The 23,816-nt window shown below is 72.4% G+C and carries 24 protein-coding genes; 19 read left to right on the forward strand and 5 right to left on the reverse strand.

Going from position 1 to position 23,816, the window contains the following annotated elements; genetic code table 11:
- The first annotated feature begins 87 nt into the window (after nucleotides 1–87).
- Nucleotides 88–387: a DUF4193 family protein gene (locus ACFZAU_RS17660; protein WP_450393077.1), complete on the forward strand. Its 300-nt coding sequence runs from the start codon at nucleotides 88–90 to the stop codon at nucleotides 385–387.
- Between the two features lie 14 nt (nucleotides 388–401).
- The gene (locus ACFZAU_RS17665; protein WP_500552881.1) at nucleotides 402–1,172 is read left to right on the forward strand and encodes a hypothetical protein; all 771 of its coding nucleotides are present in this window, start codon (nucleotides 402–404) and stop codon (nucleotides 1,170–1,172) included.
- Nucleotides 1,173–1,214: 42 nt separating this feature from the next.
- Here the strand turns inward: ACFZAU_RS17665 and ACFZAU_RS17670 are convergent, their stop codons facing one another.
- Nucleotides 1,215–1,664 (reverse strand): DUF3093 domain-containing protein, encoded by a 450-nt coding sequence (locus tag ACFZAU_RS17670; protein ID WP_499601823.1) that lies wholly within the window; start codon nucleotides 1,662–1,664, stop codon nucleotides 1,215–1,217.
- 26 nt (nucleotides 1,665–1,690) lie between these two features.
- Complete coding sequence (locus tag ACFZAU_RS17675) at nucleotides 1,691–2,575, reverse strand: SDR family oxidoreductase (RefSeq protein ID WP_500552882.1); 885 nt, start codon at nucleotides 2,573–2,575, stop codon at nucleotides 1,691–1,693.
- A 105-nt stretch (nucleotides 2,576–2,680) separates the two neighbouring features.
- On the opposite strand from ACFZAU_RS17675, the gene ACFZAU_RS17680 reads away from it, so the two are divergent.
- From ACFZAU_RS17680 to ACFZAU_RS17745, 14 genes are all read left to right on the forward strand, one after another.
- The gene (locus ACFZAU_RS17680; RefSeq protein ID WP_500552883.1) at nucleotides 2,681–3,286 is read left to right on the forward strand and encodes a PaaI family thioesterase; all 606 of its coding nucleotides are present in this window, start codon (nucleotides 2,681–2,683) and stop codon (nucleotides 3,284–3,286) included.
- Nucleotides 3,283–3,816 carry a dUTP diphosphatase gene (dut, locus tag ACFZAU_RS17685; RefSeq protein ID WP_500464797.1) on the forward strand — a complete coding sequence of 178 codons (534 nt, stop codon included), beginning with the start codon at nucleotides 3,283–3,285 and terminating at the stop codon, nucleotides 3,814–3,816. Before ACFZAU_RS17680 ends, dut begins: the two co-directional genes overlap by 4 nt.
- Before the next feature lies 1 nt (nucleotide 3,817).
- Nucleotides 3,818–4,582, forward strand: a complete 765-nt coding sequence (locus ACFZAU_RS17690) for a DUF3710 domain-containing protein (RefSeq protein ID WP_500464798.1) — start codon at nucleotides 3,818–3,820, stop codon at nucleotides 4,580–4,582.
- 134 nt (nucleotides 4,583–4,716) lie between these two features.
- On the forward strand, nucleotides 4,717–4,887 hold the full coding sequence (locus tag ACFZAU_RS17695) for a hypothetical protein (RefSeq protein WP_499601816.1): 171 nt from the start codon (nucleotides 4,717–4,719) through the stop codon (nucleotides 4,885–4,887).
- Nucleotides 4,884–4,973 (forward strand): K(+)-transporting ATPase subunit F, encoded by a 90-nt coding sequence (gene kdpF / locus ACFZAU_RS17700; RefSeq protein ID WP_499601814.1) that lies wholly within the window; start codon nucleotides 4,884–4,886, stop codon nucleotides 4,971–4,973. Before ACFZAU_RS17695 ends, kdpF begins: the two co-directional genes overlap by 4 nt.
- Before the next feature lie 9 nt (nucleotides 4,974–4,982).
- On the forward strand, nucleotides 4,983–6,644 hold the full coding sequence (kdpA, locus tag ACFZAU_RS17705; RefSeq protein ID WP_500552884.1) for a potassium-transporting ATPase subunit KdpA: 1,662 nt from the start codon (nucleotides 4,983–4,985) through the stop codon (nucleotides 6,642–6,644).
- A gap of 41 nt (nucleotides 6,645–6,685) precedes the next feature.
- Nucleotides 6,686–8,791 (forward strand): potassium-transporting ATPase subunit KdpB, encoded by a 2,106-nt coding sequence (gene kdpB, locus ACFZAU_RS17710; protein WP_500552885.1) that lies wholly within the window; start codon nucleotides 6,686–6,688, stop codon nucleotides 8,789–8,791.
- Nucleotides 8,792–8,809: 18 nt separating this feature from the next.
- Entirely contained in the window at nucleotides 8,810–9,439 is a 630-nt protein-coding gene (gene kdpC, locus ACFZAU_RS17715; RefSeq protein WP_500552886.1) for a potassium-transporting ATPase subunit KdpC, read from the forward strand.
- Between the two features lie 109 nt (nucleotides 9,440–9,548).
- The gene (locus ACFZAU_RS17720) at nucleotides 9,549–9,845 is read left to right on the forward strand and encodes a hypothetical protein (RefSeq protein ID WP_500552887.1); all 297 of its coding nucleotides are present in this window, start codon (nucleotides 9,549–9,551) and stop codon (nucleotides 9,843–9,845) included.
- Nucleotides 9,846–10,175: 330 nt separating this feature from the next.
- Nucleotides 10,176–10,826, forward strand: coding sequence for a hypothetical protein (locus tag ACFZAU_RS17725; protein ID WP_500552888.1), 651 nt, complete (start codon nucleotides 10,176–10,178; stop codon nucleotides 10,824–10,826).
- Nucleotides 10,827–10,978: 152 nt separating this feature from the next.
- Nucleotides 10,979–13,564 (forward strand): sensor histidine kinase, encoded by a 2,586-nt coding sequence (locus ACFZAU_RS17730; RefSeq protein ID WP_500552889.1) that lies wholly within the window; start codon nucleotides 10,979–10,981, stop codon nucleotides 13,562–13,564.
- A gap of 16 nt (nucleotides 13,565–13,580) precedes the next feature.
- Nucleotides 13,581–14,264: a response regulator transcription factor KdpE gene (locus ACFZAU_RS17735; protein WP_499514516.1), complete on the forward strand. Its 684-nt coding sequence runs from the start codon at nucleotides 13,581–13,583 to the stop codon at nucleotides 14,262–14,264.
- Nucleotides 14,265–14,303: 39 nt separating this feature from the next.
- A complete protein-coding gene (locus tag ACFZAU_RS17740; protein WP_499514517.1) occupies nucleotides 14,304–14,702 on the forward strand; it encodes an OB-fold nucleic acid binding domain-containing protein in 399 nt (132 codons plus the stop codon).
- 3 nt (nucleotides 14,703–14,705) lie between these two features.
- Nucleotides 14,706–15,464: a DUF3159 domain-containing protein gene (locus tag ACFZAU_RS17745; protein WP_500460229.1), complete on the forward strand. Its 759-nt coding sequence runs from the start codon at nucleotides 14,706–14,708 to the stop codon at nucleotides 15,462–15,464.
- Between the two features lie 83 nt (nucleotides 15,465–15,547).
- Here ACFZAU_RS17745 and ACFZAU_RS17750 read toward each other — a convergent pair whose 3' ends face one another.
- Together ACFZAU_RS17750 and ACFZAU_RS17755 are read right to left on the reverse strand one after the other, a co-directional pair.
- Nucleotides 15,548–16,225: a potassium channel family protein gene (locus ACFZAU_RS17750; RefSeq protein ID WP_500552890.1), complete on the reverse strand. Its 678-nt coding sequence runs from the start codon at nucleotides 16,223–16,225 to the stop codon at nucleotides 15,548–15,550.
- A gap of 115 nt (nucleotides 16,226–16,340) precedes the next feature.
- Complete coding sequence (locus tag ACFZAU_RS17755; RefSeq protein WP_026251763.1) at nucleotides 16,341–17,009, reverse strand: potassium channel family protein; 669 nt, start codon at nucleotides 17,007–17,009, stop codon at nucleotides 16,341–16,343.
- Between the two features lie 138 nt (nucleotides 17,010–17,147).
- Here ACFZAU_RS17755 and ACFZAU_RS17760 point away from each other — a divergent pair, with 138 nt between their 5' ends.
- Together ACFZAU_RS17760 and ACFZAU_RS17765 are read left to right on the forward strand one after the other, a co-directional pair.
- Nucleotides 17,148–19,199 (forward strand): APC family permease, encoded by a 2,052-nt coding sequence (locus ACFZAU_RS17760; protein ID WP_500552891.1) that lies wholly within the window; start codon nucleotides 17,148–17,150, stop codon nucleotides 19,197–19,199.
- 99 nt (nucleotides 19,200–19,298) lie between these two features.
- Complete coding sequence (locus ACFZAU_RS17765) at nucleotides 19,299–20,651, forward strand: class I SAM-dependent RNA methyltransferase (protein ID WP_500552892.1); 1,353 nt, start codon at nucleotides 19,299–19,301, stop codon at nucleotides 20,649–20,651.
- 45 nt (nucleotides 20,652–20,696) lie between these two features.
- Here ACFZAU_RS17765 and ACFZAU_RS17770 read toward each other — a convergent pair whose 3' ends face one another.
- Entirely contained in the window at nucleotides 20,697–21,926 is a 1,230-nt protein-coding gene (locus ACFZAU_RS17770; RefSeq protein ID WP_500552893.1) for a DUF4241 domain-containing protein, read from the reverse strand.
- A gap of 371 nt (nucleotides 21,927–22,297) precedes the next feature.
- On the opposite strand from ACFZAU_RS17770, the gene ACFZAU_RS17775 reads away from it, so the two are divergent.
- Nucleotides 22,298–23,791, forward strand: a complete 1,494-nt coding sequence (locus ACFZAU_RS17775; RefSeq protein WP_500552894.1) for an IMP dehydrogenase — start codon at nucleotides 22,298–22,300, stop codon at nucleotides 23,789–23,791.
- The last annotated feature ends 25 nt before the right edge of the window (nucleotides 23,792–23,816 follow it).

Consider the following 23,816-nt stretch of genomic DNA (forward strand, 5'->3'; position numbering starts at 1 on the left):
CTCCGCTTCGGGCCGGGCACAAGACCGGCCTCCCATGCGTTACGAGCGCTGGAGACACCGCAGACACCCAGAGGGGGAGAGCGATACATGGCTACTGATTACGACACCCCACGCAAGACCGACGATGACGTCAACGAGGACAGCATCGAGGAACTGAAGGCCAGGCGGAACGACAAGTCGACCTCCACGGTCGACGTGGACGAGTACGACCAGGCCGAGTCCCTCGAGCTGCCCGGAGCCGACCTCTCCAACGAGGAGCTGTCGGTCCGGGTGCTGCCCCGGCAGGCGGACGAGTTCACCTGCATGAGCTGCTTCCTCGTGCACCACCGCAGCCAGCTGGCCACGGAGAAGAACGGCAACCCGATCTGCCGCGACTGCGCGGCCTGACGGGCAGCCGGACCGTGGCGAGCGACGACGAGCGGGGCCATGAGGCCTCGCTCGCGGGCGCATCGGAGGGACCGGCGGGCGATCCCGTCCCGTTCCGTCCCCCCGGCCGTGCCGCACGGGCACGGGCACGCGCCAAGGCGGCGCTGAACACCTTCGTCGACGGGCTCGTCGAGACGGCCCCGAGGGTCCCCGTGCGGGACCTGGAGACGCTTCGCCGGCAGTTCCCCGGGCTCGGGCCCGAGGAGCTGGCCGACAAGCTGGTGAACGCCGCCACGGTGGGCACCGCGACGGTCGGCGCCGGCATCGGCGCCGCCGCCATGCTGCCGACCCCGCCGGCCATGCCGGCGGAGCTGGCCTCCGAGACGCTCGGGGTCGCCCTGGTCGAGTACAAGCTCATCGCCGAGCTGCACGAGGTCTACGGGCTGCGCGCCCCGGGCACGCTGCGGCAGCGGTCGATGATGTACCTGGCCGAGTGGACCGAGCGGCGCGGCATCGACTTCTCCAAGCCGTCCACACTGAACATCGCCCTCGGCGGCAGGATGAAGCGGGAGCTGCGCCAGCAGCTGCTGAAGCGCACCATGCGCAACCTGCCGACGCTGACCCCGTTCATGGTCGGCGCGGCCGTCGGTGCCGTGATGAACCGGCGCGACACCAAGAAGCTCGCGGAACAGATCCGCAAGGACCTGCGCCTGCGCCAGGTGCCCTGGGGCCTGCTGTCCGCGGAGGAGGAACCCCCGCCCGCCCTCGGGCCCGGCGAGCCGCCCGCACTCGGGCCCGGCGGCTGAGCCGCCAGGCCCCGGGCGCCCCGTGCCGGAGCGCGGGGGCGATCAGGCGCGCACGTCCCGCAGGGCCGCGGCCAGGCGCTCGGGGGAGCGGGTCGACAGGTACAGGTACGGCGTCGGGTCGTCCGGGTCGCTGACCTCGACCTTCAGCGCCGTCGGCACGTAGGCGCGCAGCAGCATGAAGGCCCGCGGATCGGCCTTGTGCGACCGCCAGGCCAGCGCCTCGTCCCGGTCCAGCACGGTGGCCTCGCCGAGCGCCGTCACCGGGATCTTCGCGTCCCCGGCCACCAGCGAGCCGGCGACCACCCGCAGCCGCGGGGAGCCGTACGCGCTGACCAGGGCCGCTCCGACGGCCGTGCCGCCGACGAGCCCGCCGAGCAGCGCCAGGGGCCCGAGGGGCAGCAGGATCAGCGCCAGCGAGACGCCCGCGCCGACGGCGAGGCCCCACCACGAACGCGGCGCGGTCAGCCGCTCCTCATAGCTCATGACGGTCATGACACCCAGCTTGTCATGCCGTCCCGTCAGCGGCCGCCCCGGGACCGCAGCCTCGTGAGCGCGTGCGCGGCGCGCGGGGGACGCCGCAGCCCCGTGGCGACCTGCTTGGCCCAGTCGGTCGCGGCCGTCGGCAGGGCGGCGTCCAGGACCGCGGAGGACCGGGCGTCGTTGCCCACCAGGTAGCGGGGGAGCGGACGCGGCGCCGAGAGCGCCTTCAGGACGGTGCGCGCCACCGGACGCGGCGAGGGCAGCTCCCGCTTGATCATCTCCTCCGCGGCCTCGTACTGGTGCCGGTAGGCCGAGTTGCGGCGCTGCGGCAGCCGGCTCGCGCCGCGCTGCCAGATGTCCGTGCCGTACGGGCCGGGCTCCACCAGCACGACCTTGACCCCGAACGGGGCCGCCTCCATCCGCAGCGCGTCCGTCATCGCCTCCAGGCCCTGCTTGCTGGCGCAGTACCAGCCGAGCAGCGGCATCGAGACCCGCCCGGAGATCGACGAGATGTTGACGATCCGCCCCGCCCGCCGGGCCCGCATCGTGGGCAGCACCAGTCGGGCGATGCGCGCCGGGGCCACCAGGTTGGTCTCCAGCTGCTGCCGCACCTGCTCGTCGTCCACGTCCTCGATCGCACCGGGCTGGGCGATCCCCGCGTTGTTCACCACCGCCCAGGGGCCGCCGTCCGTCATCGTGGCGATCTCGGTGAACGCCCGGACGGAGGACGTCGCGTCCGTGACGTCCAGCAGCACGGTGCGCACCGGCGCGCCGGTGCGCCCGACCGCCTCCCGCAACGCCTCCGCCTTCTCCTCGCTGCGTACCGTCCCGATGACGTCGAAGCCGGCGTGGGCCAGTTCGAGGGTGGTGGCGAGGCCGATCCCGCACCCGGCTCCTGTGACGACGACGGACCTGGGGGTCATGTGGTGCTCCAAGGGAGGGTGCTCCGGTGATGGGCGGGCCGCGGGGCCGGAAGGACAACGGCCGGGCGGCGGGAAACGATCCCGCAGGAGGGTAGGGTCTCCCGCGTGAGTGGAGCTACGACCGACGCCGGCCCGGACCGTCCGGGCCTGACACCGCCGCGCGACGCCGTCGCGCCGGAGCGGCACCCCGACGCCCCCGCCCCCGGTGAGCCGCTGGGCGCGCACTACGACCACTGCTTCGGCTGTGGCGGGGCGCAGCCGCACGGCCTGCACCTGGAGGCCAGGGCCGGGGAGGGCGTCAGCGTGACCGCCGAGTTCACCGTCCAGGCCGCCCACCAGGGCGCCCCGGGCCTGGCGCACGGTGGTGTGCTGGCCACGGCCCTCGACGAGACGCTCGGCTCACTCGCCTGGCTGCTGCGCACCATCGCCGTGACCGGCCGCCTGGAGACCGACTTCGTGCAGCCCGTGCCGGTCGGCGCCACCCTCCACCTGGAGGCCCGCTGCACCGCCGTGGCCGGGCGCAAGATCTACTCCACCGCGATCGGCCGGATCGGCGGCCCGGACGGCCCCGTCGCGGTCCGTGCGGACGCGCTGTTCATCGAGGTCAAGCTGGAGCACTTCACCGACAACGGCCGCCCCGAGGAGATCCGCGCCGCGATGGCGGACCCCGACCAGGTCAAGGTCGCGCGCGCCTTCGAGGTGAACCCTTGACCGGCGGTCCTCGCCCCCCGGTCGACGTCCTCATCCACCGTTTGCACGAGGGCGTCCCGATTCCTTCGTACGGGCACCCGGGCGACGCCGGGGCCGACCTCGTCACCACCGAGGCGGCCGAACTGGCCCCCGGCGAGCGCGCCGTACTGCCCACGGGGGTGTCGATCGCGCTGCCGGACGGCTACGCCGCCTTCGTGCACCCCCGCTCGGGCCTCGCCGCGAGGTGCGGAGTGGCCCTCGTGAATGCCCCGGGAACGGTTGATGCCGGGTACCGTGGGGAGATCAAGGTGATCGTGGTCAACCTGGACCCGCGCGAGAGCGTACGGTTCGCAGAAGGGGACCGGATCGCCCAACTGGTCGTCCAGCAGGTCGAGCGGGTCCGCTTCCACGAGGTGGCGGAGCTGCCCGGCTCCGCACGGGCGGCGGGGGGCTTCGGCTCCACGGGGGGTCATGCCGCGGTGGATGGCTCGCCGGTCGGTCCGTCCGGCAATGGATACGCATCGGTCATCGCTGACCGGGAAGGACAGTGACGTGTTCCGTCGTCGTCGCAAGGAGCGCGGAGACGCCCTCGACGAGCTCGAGGCCGAGAGCCCTGACGAGCTGGCCGAAGACGCCGAGGAGTCGGACGACTCCATGGAGTCCCGTCGGTACAACCTTCCGCCCGCCCCCAGGCCGGACGGTCCGTGGGACGTGAGCGAGGTCAGGGACCCGGCCGAGGGCCGGGTCGACCTGGGCGGCCTCTTCGTGCCCGGTGTCCAGGGCATGGAACTGCGCGTCGAGGTGGCCGGGGAGTCCATCGTCGCCGCGACCGTGGTGCTGCGCGAGAGCGCCGTCCAGTTGCAGGGCTTCGCCGCCCCGAAGTCGGAGGGCATCTGGGGCGAGGTCCGCGACGAGATCGCGTCCGGCATCACCAAGCAGGGCGGCATCGTCGACGAGGTCGAGGGCCCGCTGGGCTGGGAGCTGCGCGCGCAGGTCCCGGTGCAGCTGCCCAACGGCGCCAACGGCGTGCAGGTCGTGCGCTTCGTCGGCTGTGACGGCCCGCGCTGGTTCCTGCGGGGCGTCATCTCCGGGCAGGGCGCCGTCCAGCCCGAGACCGCCGGCCTGCTGGAGCAGATCTTCCGCGACACCGTGGTCGTCCGCGGGGAGTCGCCGATGGCACCGCGCGACCCGATCGTGCTGAAGCTGCCCAACGACGCCCAGATGGTGCCCGAGGGCATCGCCCAGGAAGAGGGCGGCCGCTTCTCGGACGGCATCGACCCCATGCGCCGCGGACCGGAGATCACCGAGGTGCACTGAGCCCAGGGGGCCCAGCGCCCCGGCCACGCCCGACGCCCGTGGGCCGACCTGTGAGAACAGGTCGGCCCACGGGCGTTTTCGCAGGTCAACAGGGGTGAACGTCAAAGGCCCGTCAAGGCGCCGCAAGGGCCCGTATGGAAGCCGTCAACGGTGTCCGCGCACGGCGGGAACGGAGGTTTCCTGGGCTTGGTCGACGTTCCGTCAAGAGCTGGGAGCACACGATGGACGACCTGGCCTTCCTGCTCGTCACACTCGCGGTCTTCGCGCTGATCGCGCTCATCGCCAAGGGGGTGGCGAAGCTGTGAGCGCCGAGAACATCACCGGTCTCGTCGTCGCCGCCGGCCTGCTGGTCTACCTGATCGTGGCGCTCGTGCGGCCCGAGAGGTTCTGAGGTACGGCCATGGGCCCCGTCACCGCCGACGTGCTCCAGGTCACCGCCCTCGTCGTGGCCCTGGCCCTGGTGTACCGACCCCTCGGCGACTACATGGCCGCCGTCTACGCCTCCGACCGGCACCTGCGCGTCGAGCGCCTGGTCTACCGCTGCCTCGGCGCCGACCCCGACGCCGAGATGCGCTGGCCGTCCTACCTCAGGGCGGTGCTGGCCTTCTCCGTCGTGGGCGTGCTGTTCCTCTACCTGCTGCTGCGGGTGCAGAACCACCTCCCGCTGTCCCTGGGCTTCGCGGCCATCACCCCCGACCAGGCGTTCAACACCGCGGCCTCGTTCGTGACCAACACGAACTGGCAGTCGTACATGGGCGAGAACGCCATGGGCCACGTCGCCCAGACCGCGGGCCTCGCCGTGCAGAACTTCGTCTCGGCGGCGGTCGGCATGGCCGTGGCCGTGGCGCTCGTCCGCGGCTTCGTCCGGTCCCGTACCGGTGAGCTGGGCAACTTCTGGACCGACATGGTCCGCGGCACCGTCCGCATCCTGCTGCCCATGGCGTTCGTCGCCGCGATCGTGCTGGTGGGCTTCGGGGCGATCCAGAACTTCGCCGGCTGGCACGAGATCACCACCCTCGCCGGCGGGCACCAGACGCTGACCGGCGGCGCGGTGGCCTCCCAGGAGGCCATCAAGGAACTCGGCACCAACGGCGGCGGCTTCTACAACGCCAACTCCGCGCACCCCTTCGAGAACCCGGACGCGTTCACCAACCTCTTCGAGATCTTCCTGATCCTGGTGATCCCGTTCTCGCTGACCCGCACCTTCGGGAAGATGGCCGGCAACCTGAAGCAGGGCTACACGCTCCTGGCCGCGATGGGGCTGATCTGGGTCGGCTTCGTGACGCTGATGACCTGGGTCGAGACGGCGCACCCCGGTTCGGCGAACCAGATCGCGGGTGCCGCGCTGGAGGGCAAGGAGCAGCGCTTCGGCGTGGGTGCGTCGTCGCTGTTCGCGGTGAGCACCACCTTGACCTCGACCGGCGCGGTGGACTCCTTCCACTCGTCCTTCACCGGTCTCGGCGGAGGCATCGCCCTGCTCGGGATGATGCTGGGTGAGATCGCCCCGGGCGGCGTCGGCTCCGGCCTCTACGGCATCCTGATCATGGCGATCATCGCGGTGTTCATCGCGGGCCTGATGGTCGGCCGCACCCCGGAGTACCTGGGCAAGAAGATCGGCACCCGCGAGATCAAGCTCGCCGCCCTGTACATCCTGGTCACCCCGGCCGTCGTGCTGGTCTTCACGGCCCTGGCGATGGCCCTGCCGACCCCGCCGCACTCCATCCTCAACAGCGGGCCGCACGGCTTCTCCGAGGTGCTGTACGCCTACACCTCCGCCGGCAACAACAACGGCTCCGCCTTCGCGGGCCTGAGCGCCAACACGCGGTGGTACAACACCACGCTCGGCCTCGCGATGCTCCTCGGCCGCTTCGTGCCGATGGTCTTCGTCCTGGCCCTCGCCGGCTCGCTCGCCCGCCAGCAGCCGGTGCCCGCCACCGCCGGCACCCTGCGCACCGAGAAACCGCTCTTCGCGAGCCTGCTCGTCGGCGCGATCCTGATCATCACGGGCCTGACGTACTTCCCCGCGCTCGCCCTCGGCCCGCTCGCGGAGGGCCTGTCATGAGGCGTACGACCACCCCTGCCGCCCGTCCCGTGGAGGAAACCATGTCCACCGGCACGCCCGTGCGGGCGCCCGGGGGAGGACCGGCACCGCACGCCCCGGACGCGAGCCCCCGCGCCCGTGTCTCGGGCGGCCTCTTCGACCCGGCGCAACTGCTGCGGTCCCTCCCGGACGCACTGCGCAAGCTCGACCCCCGGGTGATGGTCAAGTCGCCCGTCATGTTCGTCGTCCTGATCGGCTCGGTGCTCACCACCGTGCTGGCGGCGCTCTCCCCGGCCGACTGGTTCGGCTGGGCGATCACCGCGTGGCTCTGGCTCACCGTGGTCTTCGCCAACCTGGCGGAGGCCGTCGCCGAGGGCCGCGGCAAGGCGCAGGCCGACACCCTGCGCCGGGCCAAGACCGACACCGTGGCCCGCCGGCTCACGGACGGCGCCGAGGAGCACGTGCCCGGCACCGCGCTGCGCGTCGGCGACCGCGTGGTCTGCGAGGCGGGCGACGTCATCCCCGGTGACGGCGACGTCGTCGAGGGGGTCGCCTCGGTCGACGAGTCGGCGATCACGGGTGAGTCGGCGCCGGTCATCCGGGAGTCCGGCGGTGACCGCAGCGCGGTGACGGGCGGCACCAAGGTGCTGTCGGACCGGATCGTCGTGCGCATCACGACCAGGCCCGGTGAGACCTTCATCGACCGGATGATCGCGCTGGTGGAGGGCGCGGCCCGGCAGAAGACGCCCAACGAGATCGCGCTGAACATCCTGCTGGCCTCGCTGACCATCGTCTTCCTGCTCGCCGTCGTCACCCTGCAGCCCTTCGCGGTCTACGCGGGCGCCCGGCAGTCGCTGATCGTCCTCGTGGCGCTGCTGGTCTGCCTCATCCCGACGACGATCGGCGCCCTGCTGTCGGCGATCGGCATCGCGGGCATGGACCGCCTGGTGCAGCGCAACGTGCTCGCCATGTCCGGCCGCGCCGTCGAGGCCGCCGGAGACGTGTCCACGCTGCTGCTCGACAAGACCGGCACCATTACCCTCGGCAACCGCCGGGCCGCGGAGTTCGTGCCGGTCGGCGGGACCGGTGAGGCGGAGCTGGCCGACGCCGCGCAGCTGTCGTCGCTGGCCGACGAGACGCCCGAGGGCCGTTCCGTCGTCGTCCTGGCCAAGGAGAAGTACGGGCTGCGCGAGCGTCGCGAAGGCGAGCTGGGCAACGCCGAGTTCGTGCCCTTCACGGCGCAGACCCGCATGTCCGGCGTCGACGCCGACGGCCGCCAGGTCCGCAAGGGCGCGGCCGGCGCGATCGCCGCCTGGGTCACCGGTCACGGCGGCACCGTCGTCCCCGACGCACAGCACGCCGTCGACACGATCGCCGCGGCCGGCGGCACCCCGCTGCTCGTCGCGGTCAAGGACGCGCATGGCGCCCGGGTGCTCGGCGTGATCCACCTCAAGGACGTCGTCAAGGAGGGCATGCGGGAGCGGTTCGACGAGCTGCGGCGGATGGGCATCCGCACGGTCATGATCACGGGTGACAACCCGCTGACGGCCGAGGCGATCGCCGACGAGGCGGGGGTCGACGACTTCCTGGCGGAGGCGACGCCCGAGGACAAGATGGCGCTGATCAAGCGGGAGCAGGCGGGCGGCAAGCTCGTCGCGATGACCGGTGACGGCACCAACGACGCCCCGGCGCTGGCCCAGGCCGACGTGGGCGTGGCCATGAACACCGGCACCTCGGCCGCCAAGGAGGCCGGGAACATGGTCGACCTGGACTCCGACCCCACCAAGCTGATCGAGATCGTGGAGATCGGCAAGCAGCTGCTGATCACCCGCGGCGCGCTGACCACCTTCTCCATCGCCAACGACGTCGCGAAGTACTTCGCGATCATCCCCGCGATGTTCGCGGTCGTGTACCCGGGCCTGGACAGGCTCAACATCATGCAGCTGTCCTCGCCGCAGTCGGCGATCCTCTCCGCGGTCGTCTTCAACGCGCTGATCATCGTCGCCCTGGTGCCGCTCGCCTTGCGCGGCGTGCGCTACCGGCCGACCGGCGCGGGCCGGATGCTCCGCCGCAACCTCGGGATCTACGGACTCGGCGGCCTGGTCGCCCCGTTCCTCGGCATCAAGCTGATCGACATGCTCATCTCCCTGATCCCCGGCATCCACTGACGCGAGGCGTGCACAACCATGAACACTCCCGTACGCAACTCGGCCCGGCTGCTCTGGAGCGCCCTGCGCGCGCTGCTGGTGCTGACCGTCGTCCTCGGCGTCGCCTACCCGCTCGCGGTGTGGGGGGTGGCCCAGACGGCCTTCCACGACCAGGCCAACGGGTCGGAGGTGAAGGTCGGCGGCAAGGTCGTCGGCTCCGCGCTGATCGGCCAGAACTTCACCACCGGCAAGGACTTCGCACCCGACCCCAAGTGGTTCCAGCCGCGTCCCTCGGCCGCGGACGCGGGCGCGGGCGCGGGGCCGTACGACCCGACGTACACCGGGGCCTCCAACCTCGCGGTCACCGGCAAGCCCCTCACCGACCTGGTGAAGGAGCGCAAGAAGGAGGTCGCCGCCTTCAACGACGTCCCGCAGTCGGCGGTCCCCGCGGACGCGGTCACGGCCTCCGGCTCCGGCCTGGACCCGGACATCTCCCCGGCGTACGCGGACATCCAGACCGCACGCGTCGCCAAGGCCAACGGGCTGAGCACCGCCCGCGTCGCCCGGCTGGTGGCGGAGCACACGGACGGGCGCCAGTTCGGCATCCTCGGCGCGCCGACCGTCAACGTCCTGGAGCTCAACATCGCCCTGAAGCAGCTGGCCGGCTGACCCGCCGCCGCCCCGCCCCCATCCGGCACCACGCTTGCCGGACGGGGGTTCAGCGCGCCCGGGGGTCCCTGGCGCGCCCGCCCGCGGGGACCGGCAGCTGCCGCTGACGGTGGGGGTCGCGGCCTTCGGCGCCCTGCTGCTCGGGCTGTCCGCGCTGAGCGTCGTGGACCTGTCCGCCCTGGTGGCCCTGCCCACCGCGTTGTTCCTGCTGGTGTACCTCGCCTGCACCGGCGCCGCGACCCTGGCCCTGCGCGGCCTGCCGCGCGCGGCCGCGGCCTCCGCCGTCGTGGTGGCCCTTCTCGTCGCCGCGGGGCCCGTCACGGTCGTGGCCCCGACGGTCGCGGTCGCGGCGGTCGCCTGCCCGGCACCGGGACGGCGACCGCTCGCGGATTCCGGCCGCGGGTGATCCCGGGGCCCGTCCCGGTCCGGCCGCGGCCCGGTGCGGCGTCAGGAACGCGCCAAGTACGGGGCGTCGGCCGTCAGGAGGCCGCCAACGCGGGCGGAACCCCGCCCCCGCCGGGGAGAGAGTGAGAACACGGAGGGAGGCCGGCGGAGGCCGCTCGACGGTGCGGAGGGGGTCTGTGGAATGGCACACACCGTCACCGCTCAGGAGCGGCGGCAGGTGCCACCCGGTCCGGAACCCGACGGCGGTGGGGATTCCGGGTCAGGGAGACGGCACCGTCTTCCGCCTCGGCCTCCCGTCCGTGGGGGAGCGCCGGGCCGGCCGCGTCGCACGTTGACGGCGTCGCTGCGCGGCCGCCCCGGCAGCGCGCCCGCCCGGCTGCGTCTGCTGCGGGCGGCGGCGTTCACCGCGTGCGCGGCCCTGGCGGTGGCTCTCCTCGCGGGCGGCGTGTGGGCGGAGACCTCCTGGTCGGCGATCCGTACCCACTCCGCGCCACAGGTCACCAGTGCCGCGGGCCTGTACTTCGCGCTCAACGACATGGACGCCCCCGCCCGCGCCCTCGCCCGTGCCGTGGACGCCTACCGCGCCGATCCCGCGGACCTGCGCTTCACCGGCTTCCTCGGCGACGGGTTCCGCAACATCACCTTCCCCGGGGAGCGCACCGCCGCCGAGCGCGCACTCGCCCGCTACCAGGTGTACGAACGGGACGACCGCAAGATCCGGGCCCTCGCCGAGGCCGGCGGGCTCCCCGCAGCCGTCGCTTACTGCACCGGCTACGCCCCGGGGGAGTCGAACCACGACTTCGCGGCGTTCGACGGGGCGCTCGGCAAGGTCGTCGCCATCAACCTCGCCGCGTACGAGAAGGCCGCCTCCGATGGCGCGGACCGGGCGCTGCCGCTTCCCCTGGGCCTTGCCGGGGCCCTGGTAGCCGCCGCCGGGCTGGTCGTCCTCGGCCTGCGGCCGCGGCTCGCGGAGTTCCGATGACGCGCCGCGGCGGCACCGCCCGGAGACGTCAAGGACGCGTCAACGTGCACCGCACAGGGGCATCGCGCCCTATTTGTCCACTGCTGGGACCATAGGATTCTTAGTGTCGGACGCGCCCGGAAGGGGCACGCCACGAGGCGGAACGTGGAGCCATGGCACGCGGGACTTTGCGGATATACCTGGGGGCGGCCCCGGGAGTGGGCAAGACCTACGCGATGCTCTCCGAGGCCCACCGGCGCATGGAGCGGGGCACCGACGTCGTCGTCGCCTTCGTCGAGCACCACGACCGCGCCCGGACCGAGGTCATGCTGCACGGCCTGGAGGTCGTGCGGCGCAAGGAGATCGGGTACCGGGACACCGTCTTCACCGAGATGGACGTCGACGAGGTGCTCGCGCGCCGCCCCGAGGTCGCCCTCGTCGACGAGATGGCGCACACCAACATCCCCGGCAGCCGCAACGAGAAGCGCTGGCAGGACATCGAGGAACTGCTCCAGGCCGGCATCAACGTCATATCGACGGTGAACATCCAGCACCTGGAGTCGCTCGGCGACGTCGTCGAGTCGATCACCGGTGTGCGCCAGCGCGAGACCGTGCCCGACGAGGTCGTCCGGCGGGCCGACCAGATCGAGCTGGTCGACATGTCGCCGCAGGCGCTGCGGCGGCGCATGGCGCACGGCAACATCTATGCCTCGGACAAGGTCGACGCGGCCCTGTCCAACTACTTCCGGCCCGGCAACCTCACCGCGCTGCGCGAGCTGGCCCTGCTGTGGGTGGCCGACCGGGCCGACGAGTACCTGCGGCAGTACCGCACCGACCACCGGATCTCCGCCACCTGGCAGGCCCGCGAGCGCATCGTGGTCGGCCTCACCGGCGGCCCCGAGGGGCGGACGCTGATACGGCGTGCCGCGCGGATGGCCGCCAAGGGCGCGGGCGGGGAGATCCTCGCCGTCCACATCGCGCGCAGCGACGGCCTGACGGCCGGCTCGCCCAAGGAGCTCGCCGTCCAGCGCACCCTCGTCGAGGACCTCGGGGGCTCCTTCCACCACGTCGTCGGCGACGACGTCCCCGGCGCGCTGCTGGACTTCGCCCGCGGTGTCAACGCCACCCAGGTCGTGCTCGGCACCAGCCGCCGCCCCGCGTGGCAGTACGTCTTCGGGCCCGGCGTCGGCGCGACCGTGGCCCGGGAGTCCGGCCCCGACCTCGACGTGCACATCGTCACCCACGAGCACGCCGCCAAGGGCCGCGGGCTGCCCGTGGCGCGCGGCGCCCAGCTCGGCCGCTCCCGGGTGATCGTCGGCTGGCTGACCGGGGTGCTCGGCCCCGCGCTGCTCTGCCTGGTCCTCACCCAGCTGCACCCCGCCCTGGGCATCGCCACCGACATGCTGCTGTTCATGACCCTGACGGTCGCGGCGGCCCTCATCGGCGGCCTCTACCCGGCACTGGTCTCGGCGGTCGGCGGCTCGCTGCTGCTCAACTACTTCTTCGCCCCGCCCCTGCACACCTTCACCATCGCCCAGCCCGAGAACCTGATCGCCATCGTGATCTTCGTGGTGGTCGGCGTCGCGGTGGCCTCCGTGGTGGACCTGGCCGCACGCCGCACCCACCAGGCCGCCAGACTCCAGTCCGAGGCCGAGATCCTGTCGTACCTGGCCGGCAGCGTGCTGCGCGGCGAGCACTCCCTCGACGCCCTGCTGGAGCGGGTCCGGGAGACCTTCGGCATGGAGGCCGTGTCCCTGCTGGAACGGGCCAGCGAGCACGACGCGTGGACCTGCGCCGCCGGCGTCGGCAACCGGCAGTGCCTGCGCCCGGAGGACGCGGACGTGGAGGTGCCGGTCAGCGACAACCTCTCCCTCGCCCTCGTCGGCCGGGTGCTGCCCGCCTCCGACCGCCGGGTGCTGTCCGCCTTCGCGGCGCAGGCCGCCGGCGTCCTGGACCGGCAGCGGCTGGAGGACGAGGCCGCCAGGGCCCACAAACTCGCCGAGGGCAACCGCATCCGCACCGCGCTGCTCGCCGCCGTCTCGCACGACCTGCGCACCCCCCTCGCCGCCATCAAGGCGGCCGTCAGCTCGCTGCGCTCCGACGACGTCGCCTGGTCCGAGGAGGACGAGGCCGAGTTGCTGGAGGCCATCGAGGAGGGCGCGGACCGGCTCGACAACCTGGTCGGCAACCTCCTCGACATGTCGCGCCTGCAGACCGGCACCGTCACCCCGCTGATCCGCGAGGTGGACCTCGACGAGGTCGTCCCCAAGGCCCTGCGCGGCGTCCCGGACGGCAGCGTCGCGCTGGACGTCCCGGAGACCCTCCCGATGGTCTCCGTCGACCCCGGGCTCCTGGAGCGCAGCGTCGCCAACATCGTCGAGAACGCCGTCAAGTACAGCCCGGCCGGCACCCAGGTGCTGGTCGCCGCGAGCGCGCTGGGCGCCCACGTCGACCTGCGCGTCGTCGACCGCGGCCCCGGTGTCCCCGACGCCGCCAAGGAACGGATCTTCGAGCCGTTCCAGCGGTACGGCGACGCCCCCCGCGGCAACGGGGTGGGCCTCGGCCTCGCGGTGGCCCGCGGCTTCGCCGACGCCATGGGCGCCACCCTGCAGCCCGAGGACACCCCGGGAGGCGGTCTGACGATGGTGCTCACCCTCCCGGCCGCGCCCGGCAGCGCTCCCGCCGCCCCGGACCTCCCGGCCGAGGCGACGACCCGACCGTCCCGCACCGCACCACCCGCTCCACCCCCCTCACCGTGAAGGAAAGGCAGGCTCCATGAACCGGGTGCTCGTGGTCGACGACGAGCCGCAGATCGTGCGCGCTCTCGTGATCAACCTGCGGGCCCGTAAGTACGAGGTCGACGCCGCCCACGACGGCGCGACCGCGCTGCAGCTCGCCGCCGCCCGTCACCCCGACGTCATCGTGCTCGACCTGGGCCTGCCCGACATGGACGGCGTCGAGGTGATCCGCGGGCTGCGCGGCTGGACCCGGGTGCCGATCATCGTGCTCTCCGCCCGCCAGGCCTCCGACGAGAAGGTCGAGGCCCTCGACGCGGGCGCCGACGACTACGTCACCAAGCCCTTCGGCATGGACGAACTGCTGGCCCGGCTGCGCGCCGCCGTCCGCCGCGCCACGCCCGGCGGCCCCGAGGACGGCGCCGCGACCGTGGAGACCGAGTCCTTCACCGTCGACCTCGCCGCCAAGAAGGTCAACCGCGACGGCGCCGACGTCCGGCTCACCCCCACCGAGTGGCACCTGCTGGAGGTCCTGGTCCGCAACACCGGCCGCCTGGTCAGCCAGAAGCAGCTGCTCCAGGAGGTCTGGGGCCCGTCCTACGGCACCGAGAGCAACTACCTGCGGGTCTACATGGCCCAGTTGCGGCGCAAGCTCGAGGCCGACCCCGCGCACCCGCGGCACTTCATCACCGAGCCCGGCATGGGGTACCGCTTCGAGAAGTGATCGGTGATCCGTTCACCCGGGCCCGGTACCCTTCCAGGTATGAGTGGTACCACCCGTTCGGACCGGCCGGCCGGCCGCTTCCGCAGGATGCTCGACCGACTGTCCAGTTCCCAGGAGGAACTGCACTCCGACGAGCTGCGGCAGGACACCGCGGACGTCGGGTGCACCCGGATCTGCGACTGCTCCGACCGCGACATAGTGACCGTCACCGGTACACTACGCGCTGTCACCCTGCGGCCGCGGGCCGGAGTGCCCGCCCTGGAGGCCGAGTTGTTCGACGGTTCCGCACCGCTGGACGTGGTGTGGCTCGGCCGGCGCAGCATCGTCGGCATCGAGCCGGGCCGCAGGATCATCGCGTCGGGGCGGATCTCCATGAACCGCGGCCGTCCGGTGCTGTTCAATCCCAAGTACGAGTTGCGTCCGGTCGGACAGGAGTAGCCGGTGGCGTCGATCGACAAGCGGACCGGGGCACAGCCCACGACCGGAGCCGGACAAGGGCCGGAGCACGACGCGGCCGCCTCCAAGGCGGCCGCCGACCACGCGCTCCTGGAGGCCTTCGGCGGCGTCTGGGGCATGATCGACACGACGGTGCCCGGCCTCGTCTTCGTCCTGATCTACACGATCAACCGGGACATCCACACCTCGGCGATCGCCGCACTGGGCCTCTCCCTGGTGCTGGCGCTGGCCCGCCTGGTGCGCCGGCAGACCCTCAAGCACGCCTTCAGCGGCGTCTTCGGCGTCGCCTTCGGCGCGGTGTTCGCGATGATGTCCGGCGACGCGAAGAACTTCTACCTGCCGGGCATGCTCTACACCCTCGGGCTCGCGGTCGCCTACGTGGTCTCCGCCCTGGCGAAGTACCCGCTGATCGGACTGCTGCTGGGCCCGATCCTCAAGGAGAACCTGTCCTGGCGGACCCGGAACCCGGGCCGGCTCGTCGCGTACACCAAGGCCACCTGGGCCTGGGGCATCATCCTGCTCGTCAAGTCGGCGATCCTCTTCCCGCTCTACTTCTGGGGGAACGCCACCCAGCTCGGCTGGGTCAAGGTCGCCCTCGGCATCCCGCCGTTCCTGCTCTGCGTCTACCTGACCTGGATCTTCCTGGCGAAGGCGCCGCCGCCGATCGACGTGATCGCGGAGATGGAGGAGGCCGAGCGGGCCGAGAAGGCCGAGCACGCCGCCAAGGAGGCCGCCGGCAACTGACCCCGGCGCCCCGCGCCGGCGGCGAACGCACGAGGGGCGGCCGGAACCCACGGGTTCCGGCCGCCCCCTCGTCGTACGTCCCGCTACGCCCCGGTCTCGCCGCTGCGCACCGAGAGCAGGTCCTCCAGCTGCTCCTCGCGGTGCGGGGCCGCGACGAACAGCAGCTCGTCGCCCGCCTCCAGCGCGTCGTCCTTGGACGGGGTGAGCACACGGTGGCCACGGATGATCGTGACCAGCGAGGTGTCCTCCGGCCAGGAGACCTCCCCGACCCGGGTGCCCACCAGCGCGGCCTCCTCGGGGAGGGTCAGCTCGACCAGGTTGGCGTCGCCCTGGCTGAAGCGCATCAGCCGGACGAGGTCGCCGACGCTCACCGCCTCCTCCACCAGGGCCGACATCAGACGCGGGGTGGAGACGGCCACGTCCACGCCCCAGGCCTCGTTGAACAGCCACTCGTTCTTGGGGTTGTTCACCCGGGCGACGACGCGCGGGACGCCGTACTCCGTCTTGGCCAGCAGTGACACGACCAGGTTGACCTTGTCGTCACCGGTCGCCGCGATCACCACGTTGCAGCGCTGCAGTGCCGCCTCGTCCAGCGAGGTGATCTCGCAGGCGTCGGCCAGCAGCCACTCCGCCTGGGGGACCCGCTCCACCGAGATGGAGGTCGGGTTCTTGTCGATCAGCAGGACCTCGTGGCCGTTCTCCAGCAGCTCGCCCGCGATCGAGCGGCCGACCGCCCCGGCCCCGGCAATGGCGACCCTCACAGCGCTACCTCGTTCTTCCCCGGGGCTGCCGCCCGGGAGGGGCCCCCATCTCCGCCCGCGCGGCGAAGTCGCGCGTCGTCCGTCGTGTGCGGCCCGTCGGCCGTGCGTGCGCCGCTCACCGGTGGGCCTCCTCGGGCCCCTTGGCGAACGCGGCCTCGACCTGCTCGACCTCGCCCGTGCGCATCATCACGTGCACCAGGTCGCCTTCCTGCAGGACGGTCTCCGAGGTGGGGAGCATCGCCTCGCCCAGCCGGGTGAGGAACGCCACGCGCACGCCGGTCTCCTCCTGGAGCCTGCTGATCTTGTGCCCCACCCACGCGGTGTCCGTGTGCACCTCGGCGAGCTGCACACCCCCGCTCGGGTCGCGCCACAGCGGCTCCGCGCCGGACGGCAGCAGACGGCGCAGCATCTGGTCGGCCGTCCACCGGACGGTGGCGACGGTGGGGATGCCCAGACGCTGGTAGACCTCGGCACGCCGGGGGTCGTAGATGCGGGCGGCGACGTTCTCGATCCCGAACATCTCCCGGGCCACCCGGGCCGCGATGATGTTGGAATTGTCACCACTGCTGACGGCCGCGAACGCGCCCGCCTCCTCGATGCCGGCCTCGCGCAGCGTGTCCTGGTCGAACCCGACCCCGGTCACGCGGCGTCCGCTGAACCCGGAGCCCAGGCGCCGGAACGCCGTCGGGTCCTGGTCGATCACGGCCACTGTATGACCTTGCTGCTCAAGGGAGTGCGCGAGAGTGGAACCCACTCGCCCACACCCCATAATCACGACGTGCACGACCGTCCTTCCGGCTGCCAACAATTCCGGGCCGATCCCTCTCAGGGTCTCAGACCGCGCCCAAAGCTACACACGCACGTAACCCCTCGATAGGTGGGCGGGGGATCGGAAATCTTGACGATCCTCTAACATCGCGGGGTGTCCAAACTGACCGACCTTCCGAAACGGATCCTGATCGGGCGGGCGCTCCGCAGCGACAGGCTCGGAGAGACGCTCCTCCCCAAGAGGCTGGCGCTCCCCGTCTTCGCCTCCGACCCGCTGTCCTCCGTGGCGTACGCGCCCGGAGAGGTGCTCCTGGTCCTGTCGATCGCGGGAGTGTCGGCCTACCACTTCAGCCCCTGGATCGCGGTCGCGGTCGTCGTGCTGATGTTCACCGTCGTCGCCTCGTACCGGCAGAACGTGCACGCCTACCCCTCCGGCGGCGGCGACTACGAGGTCGCGACGACCAACCTCGGGCCGCGCGCCGGGCTCACCGTCGCCAGCGCCCTGCTGGTCGACTACGTCCTCACCGTGGCCGTGTCGGTCGCCTCCGGCGTGGAGAACCTGGGCTCGGCCGTGCCGTTCTTCGTCGAGCACAAGGTGCTGGGCGCCATCGGCATGATCGTCCTGCTGATGCTGATGAACCTGCGCGGCGTGCGCGAGTCGGGCACGATCTTCGCCATCCCCACCTACGCCTTCGTCTTCGGCGTCTTCTGCATGCTGGTCTGGGGCGTCATCCGGATCGCGCTGGGCGACGAGATGCACGCGCCGACCGCCGGCTACACCATCAAGGCCGAGCACACCGGACTGGCGAGCTTCGCGCTCGTCTTCCTCCTCCTGCGGGCCTTCTCCTCCGGCTGCGCCGCGCTCACCGGAGTCGAGGCGATCAGCAACGGCGTGCCCGCCTTCCGCAAGCCGAAGTCGAAGAACGCCGCGACGACCCTCGCGCTGATGGGCGTCCTCGCCGTCACCATGTTCTGCGGCATCATCGCGCTCGCCCTCAACACCAACGTGCGCATGGCCGAGAACCCGGCCGCCGACCTGCTGGTGAACGGAAAGCCGGTGGGCCCCGGCTACACCCAGGACCCGGTGATCGCGCAGGTCGCCTCCGCGGTCTTCGGCGACGGGTCGATCCCCTTCATCTTCCTCGCCGGCGCCACCGCGCTCGTCCTGTTCCTCGCGGCCAACACCGCGTACAACGGCTTCCCCGTGCTCGGCTCGATCCTCGCCCAGGACCGCTACCTGCCGCGCCAGCTGCACACCCGCGGCGACCGGCTCGCCTTCAGCAACGGCATCGTGCTGCTCGCCGCCTTCGCCTGCGTGCTGGTCTACATCTACGGCGCCGACTCGACCCGGCTGATCCAGCTCTACATCGTCGGCGTCTTCGTCTCCTTCACGCTCAGCCAGATCGGCATGGTCCGGCACTGGAACCGGCACCTGGCCACCGAGACCGACCCGGCCGTGCGCCGCCACATGGTCCGCTCCCGCGCCATCAACACCTTCGGCGCCTTCTTCACCGGGCTCGTCCTCGTCGTCGTGCTGCTGACCAAGTTCACGCACGGCGCCTGGGTCGCGGTCCTCGGCATGGTCCTCTTCTACGGCATGATGACGGCCATCCGCCGCCACTACGACCGGGTCTCCAGCGAGCTCGCGGCCGCCGAGGAGCGCAGCGAGGAGGAGGTCAAGCCCTCCCGCGTGCACTCCATCGTCCTGGTCTCCAAGGTGCACAAGCCCACGCTGCGGGCCCTGTCGTACGCCAGGCTCTTCCGGTCGGACACGCTGGAGGCGCTCAGCATCAACGTGGACCCGGCCGACACCAAGGCCCTGCAGGCCGAGTGGCACCGGCGCGGCATCGACGTACCGCTGAAGGTGCTGGACTCCCCGTACCGCGAGATCACCCGGCCGATCATCGACTACGTCAAGGGCCTGCGCCGCAGCAGCCCGCGCGACGTCGTCTCGATCTTCATCCCGGAGTACGTGGTCGGGCACTGGTACGAGCACCTGCTGCACAACCAGAGCGCACTGCGGCTCAAGGGCCGGCTGCTGTTCACCCCCGGCGTGATGGTCACCTCCGTGCCCTGGCAGCTGGAGTCCTCCGAACGCGCCAAGCAGCGGGCCCGCAAGGGCGCCGAGTGGAACGCGCCGGGCTCCGTGCGGCGCGGCGAGGTGGGCCCGGCCAAGCGGCCCCGGGAGGCCGGTAGCCGGCGGTGAACCGGGGACGGCGGCGGGCCGTAGACTGGTCAGCTGCTCGTTCTTCGCCGTCCCTTCGCCGTCCCCGTGCCCCCTCGTGATCCAGGAGCCCTCCCCGCCATGCAGCACCGTACGAAGGCCCCTGAGGCCGACGCCCTTGTCGGCGAGCGCTACGAGGTCGAGGTCGGCCCGGTCGCGCACGGCGGCCACTGCATCGCGCGGACGGTCCTGCCGGGCCACGACCGCCCGCAGGTGATCTTCGTCCGGCACGCGCTGCCCGGTGAGAAGGTCGTCGCCCAGATCACCGAGGGCGGCCCGGACTCGCGCTTCCTGCGCGCCGACGCAGTGGAGGTCCTTGAGGCCTCCCCGGACCGCGTCGAGGCGCCCTGCCCGTTCTCCGGCCCCGGCAAGTGCGGCGGCTGCGACTGGCAGCACGCCTCCCCAGGTGCGCAGCGTCGGCTCAAGGTGCAGGTGATCACCGAGCAGTTGCAGCGGCTCGCCCACCTCACCCCCGAGGAGGCCGGCTGGGACGGCACCGTCGAGCCCGCCCCCGGCGACAAGGTCGCCAAGGGCGAGGTCCCGGCCTGGCGCACCCGCGTCCAGTACGCCGTCGACGCCGAGGGCCACGCGGGACTGCGCCGCCACCGCTCGCACGAGGTGGAGCGCGTGGACCGCTGTCTGATCGCCGCCCCCGGCGTCTCCGAGCTGGGTGTCGAGTCCCGCGACTGGTCCGGCATCGCCACGGTCGAGGCCATCGCCGCCACCGGCTCCTCCGACCGCCAGGTGATCCTCACCCCCCGTCCCGGTGCCCGGCTGCCCATCGTCGAGCTGGACCGTCCGGTCTCCGTGCTGCGCGTCGACGAGCAGGGCGGTGTCCACCGGGTGCACGGCCGCGGATTCGTGCGCGAGCGTGCGATCGACCGCACCTGGCGGGTCGGATCCGGCGGCTTCTGGCAGGTCCACCCCATGGCCGCCGGACTCCTGGTCGAGGCCGTGATGCAGGGCCTCATGCCGCGCAAGGGCGAGACCGCGCTGGACCTCTACTGCGGCGTGGGCCTGTTCGCGGGCGCGCTGGCGGAGCGGGTCGGCGAGACCGGTGCCGTCCTCGGCATCGAGTCCGGCAAGCGCGCCGTGGAGGACGCCCGGCACAACCTCGGCGACTTCGACCGCGTCCGCATCGAGCAGGGCAAGGTCGAGTCCGTGCTGCCCCGCACCGGGATCACCGAGGCGGACCTCGTCGTCCTCGACCCGCCCCGCACCGGCGCCGGACGCGCCACCGTGGAGCACGTCGCCTCCCTCGGCCCCCGCCGCATCGCCTACGTCGCCTGCGACCCCGCCGCCCTCGCCCGCGACCTCGACTACTTCGCCACGGCCGGGTACGTGCCGCGGCGGATGCGCGCGTTCGACCTCTTCCCGATGACGCACCACGTGGAGTGCGTGGCGATCCTGGAGCCGGCGAAGCAGGGCGACTGACCCGCGCCCGCCGGGGGACCGACCGGCGCGGACGCTAGGGCTGCCCTAGAGGTACGTCGTGATCACCGTCACCGACACGAGCGCACCGGCGGCGTCGCGGCCGAGCCACACCGGCCACGTCCCGTCGCCGCCCGTGCAGAACGCCACCAGGTCGCTTCCGGTCGTCTCGTCGACGGCTCGCAGGTGGCCCTCGTCGATGGACTCGCAGGAGACGTCGTCCTGCTCCTCGTAGTGGCGACGGACCTTCCCGGACAGCGTCTCCCAGGCGCCGGCGTCCGCGAAGCCGCCGGTCGCCGTGTCGGTGCCGAAGCCGTATGCGTGGCCGTCGAGGAGCAGCCGGGGGTCCTCGCCCTCGCCCAGCGCCAACTCCCAGCGGACGGCGGGCTCCTCGCGTATGACGAGGCGCACGGCGGGCTCCTCGGTGACCGGGAACCGTTCCCCGCCGTACTCGCCCTCGCCGACGACCACGGCGGTCTCCAGCGCGTACGCGCCGGGGGGTATGCGCTCGACGAGTTCCCTGGGCTCCTTCGCGAGCGGGTCGCAGACGGCCAGGCGCCCGGTCGGGACCCGCAGCATGGCGATGTGCCGCGGTTCGGCCGTCACCATCTCCTCCCAGGGCTCCACGGGGAAGGGAGTGCCGGGCCGGAACAGGTCGTCGAACGGCACGTCCATGCGCAGGGGCTTCGGGGGGCGCCACAACGACGCGGGCTCTTCGCCGCCGGCGCCGCCGGCCGCGGCGTCGGCTGTGGCGTCCCCCGGTCCGGGCTCCTCCGGCGGCCGGGGCGTACCGGAGGCCCGAACGCCGAACCCGGCCCGGTCGAACCACCGTTGCTCCTCCGGCACATCGGCCGAGGTGTGGGACGAACCGCCGTTTCGGCCGCGTTCCTCCACCACCTGCCTGCCGCTGCGACCGGGGACGAGCTCCAGCGTGAGCCGCCACGCGTCGGGCGCCAGATCCGGCTGCTCCGGTGAGGCGTACCGCCGCTCCACGTACCGCCGCAGGAACAGCCGGTCGTCCTCCAGCAGCCGGAGGTCGACCTCGTGGGTGCGCCGGCCCGACTCGTCGTAAACCCACTGCCCGACGAAGAGGTCACGCCACGCCACGAGGTGCACCTCCGCGGGGACCGCGCGCCCCGGCGCCCGGTGCAGCACCACGTACGGGTCCCCGGCGGTGTCCCGCTCCGCCGCCTCCGCCCGCGTCAGCGGTCGGAAGGCCCGGCGGGCGTCGGCGTCCCAGCCCTCGGCGTAGGAAACCGTCACCAAGTCCTCGTCCACGGCCCGCCCCTTCCGACCGGTCCTGGTCACCCGCGGGCGAACCGCACAGGTGTCGATCACATTTCGGACAGCGTAATCCCCGCCTGTGACAACGGCCTTGCCGCGCGAGTCGTGGGCACCGCCGGCGCGGTACGATCGCGCATGGCGTGATGGAAGTCAGCGCCTGTGCAGCACCGTGCGGATCGGGTCCGCGTGCCCCCGCCGGTCCGGCCGCGCGTGCGAGCACTGCCCCGCCGGGTGCGCCCGCTCTCGGGACCTCCAGAGTGCGTCCTTCCGACAGTGCGCCACCGGCCGGCGTCGACCCGCACTGCCCGCACGAGCCCCGCCGGTCCGTCGTTGACCGGTGCGCAGGCTTCTCTCCTGGAGACGACGTGAAGATCCTTCCCGAGATTTCCCGCACCCTCAGCGAGTACCTCCTCATCCCCGGCCTGACCACGGAAGACTGCACGCCGGACACGGTGGATCTCGGGGCGCCGCTGGTGCGTCACCGGGTCGGTGAGGAGCCGCGGATCAAGGTCGCCACCCCCATGGTGAGCGCCATCATGCAGGCGGTGTCGTCGCCGGGGCTGGCGGTGGCGCTCGCACAGGTCGGCGGTTTGTCGTTCATCCACCAGAACCAGCAGATCGAGGACCAGGCCGCGGACGTGCTGGCGGTGAAGCGCCACAAGGCCGGCTTCCGGACCGGCGACGTCACCGTCGCGCCGAACACGCCGCTCGGGGAGGTCGCCCGACTGCTGGCCGACACGGAGCAGGGCGTCGCCGTGGTGACGGAGAACGGCGAGGTGGACGGCGGGTTCCTGGGCATCATCAGCCTCGACGACTTCCACCTGGAGCGGCACGGGGCCGACGAGCCCGCCGCCCACCGGATGCGCGGCCGGGACGGGCTGGTCACCGCGCCGGCCTCGGTCTCACTCTCCGAGGCGAACGAGCTGATCTGGCAGCACCACTTGGACGTCCTGCCGGTGGTCGAGGGCGACCGGCTCGTCTCCCTGGTCCTCAAGCGGGACTACCAGGCCCACAAGACGTACCACCGCGCGAGCGTGGACGGCGAGAAGCGCCTGCGGGTGGGCGCCGGCATCAACTCCCGTGACTTCAAGGACCGCATCCCCGCCCTGGTGGAGGCCGGTGCGGACGTGCTGTGCCTGGACTCCTCCGACGGCTACTCCGTCTACCAGGCGAGGACCCTCGAATTCGCCCGGGAGACGTACGGAGGGGACGTCTTCGTCGGCGCGGGCAACGTCGTCGACGGCCGTGCCTTCCGCTACCTCGCCGACGCGGGCGCGGCGTTCGTGAAGGTCGGGATCGGCGGCGGGGCCATCTGCACCACCCGGGAGCAGAAGGGGATCGGCCGCGGGCAGGCCTCCGCACTGCTGGACGTGGTCCAGGAGCGCGACGCCTACGCCGCGGAGACCGGCGTGCACGTCCCGCTGTGCTGCGACGGGGGCCTGCTCAACGACTCGCACATGGCGATGGCGCTGGCGATGGGGGCGGACTTCATCATGCTCGGCCGCTACTTCGCCCGGCTCGACGAGAGCCCGTCGCGGAAGCTGCAGATCGGCGGCCAGTGGTACAAGGAGTACTGGGGCGAGGGCTCGCGGCGGGCGCAGAACGCGGCCCGCTACGGGCAGCGCGGGCAGATGGCCTTCGAGGAGGGCGTCGACGGCTACGTGCCCTACGCCGGCAGCCTGTACGACAACGTGGAGCGGACCCGGGCCAAGATCACCTCGACGATGATCAGTTGCGGGTCGGTCAACCTCCGTGACTTCCACCGCGACGCGGTGCTCGTCCCGGTGTCCGCGGAGTCCTTCAAGCAGACCGGGGCCGAGGTGCAGTTGCGCCGGCCCACCGTCGCCTCGGGAGAGTGACCCGGCGGGGCCGGGCGGGGTTCCG

The organism is Streptomyces sp. NPDC008238, assembly GCF_042956445.1.
Taxonomy (GTDB): Bacteria; Actinomycetota; Actinomycetes; order Streptomycetales; family Streptomycetaceae; genus Actinacidiphila.

Coding starts and splice junctions, on each gene's coding strand:
- ACFZAU_RS17660 (WP_450393077.1), top strand. CDS start 88: ATGGCTACTGATTACGACACCCCACGCAAGACCGACGATGACGTCAAC.
- kdpC (WP_500552886.1), top strand. CDS start 8,810: ATGAACACTCCCGTACGCAACTCGGCCCGGCTGCTCTGGAGCGCCCTG.
- ACFZAU_RS17735 (WP_499514516.1), top strand. CDS start 13,581: ATGAACCGGGTGCTCGTGGTCGACGACGAGCCGCAGATCGTGCGCGCT.
- ACFZAU_RS17740 (WP_499514517.1), top strand. CDS start 14,304: ATGAGTGGTACCACCCGTTCGGACCGGCCGGCCGGCCGCTTCCGCAGG.
- ACFZAU_RS17670 (WP_499601823.1), bottom strand. CDS start 1,664: ATGACCGTCATGAGCTATGAGGAGCGGCTGACCGCGCCGCGTTCGTGG.
- ACFZAU_RS17695 (WP_499601816.1), top strand. CDS start 4,717: ATGGAAGCCGTCAACGGTGTCCGCGCACGGCGGGAACGGAGGTTTCCT.
- ACFZAU_RS17675 (WP_500552882.1), bottom strand. CDS start 2,575: ATGACCCCCAGGTCCGTCGTCGTCACAGGAGCCGGGTGCGGGATCGGC.
- ACFZAU_RS17765 (WP_500552892.1), top strand. CDS start 19,299: ATGCAGCACCGTACGAAGGCCCCTGAGGCCGACGCCCTTGTCGGCGAG.
- kdpA (WP_500552884.1), top strand. CDS start 4,983: ATGGGCCCCGTCACCGCCGACGTGCTCCAGGTCACCGCCCTCGTCGTG.
- ACFZAU_RS17730 (WP_500552889.1), top strand. CDS start 10,979: ATGGCACGCGGGACTTTGCGGATATACCTGGGGGCGGCCCCGGGAGTG.
- kdpB (WP_500552885.1), top strand. CDS start 6,686: ATGTCCACCGGCACGCCCGTGCGGGCGCCCGGGGGAGGACCGGCACCG.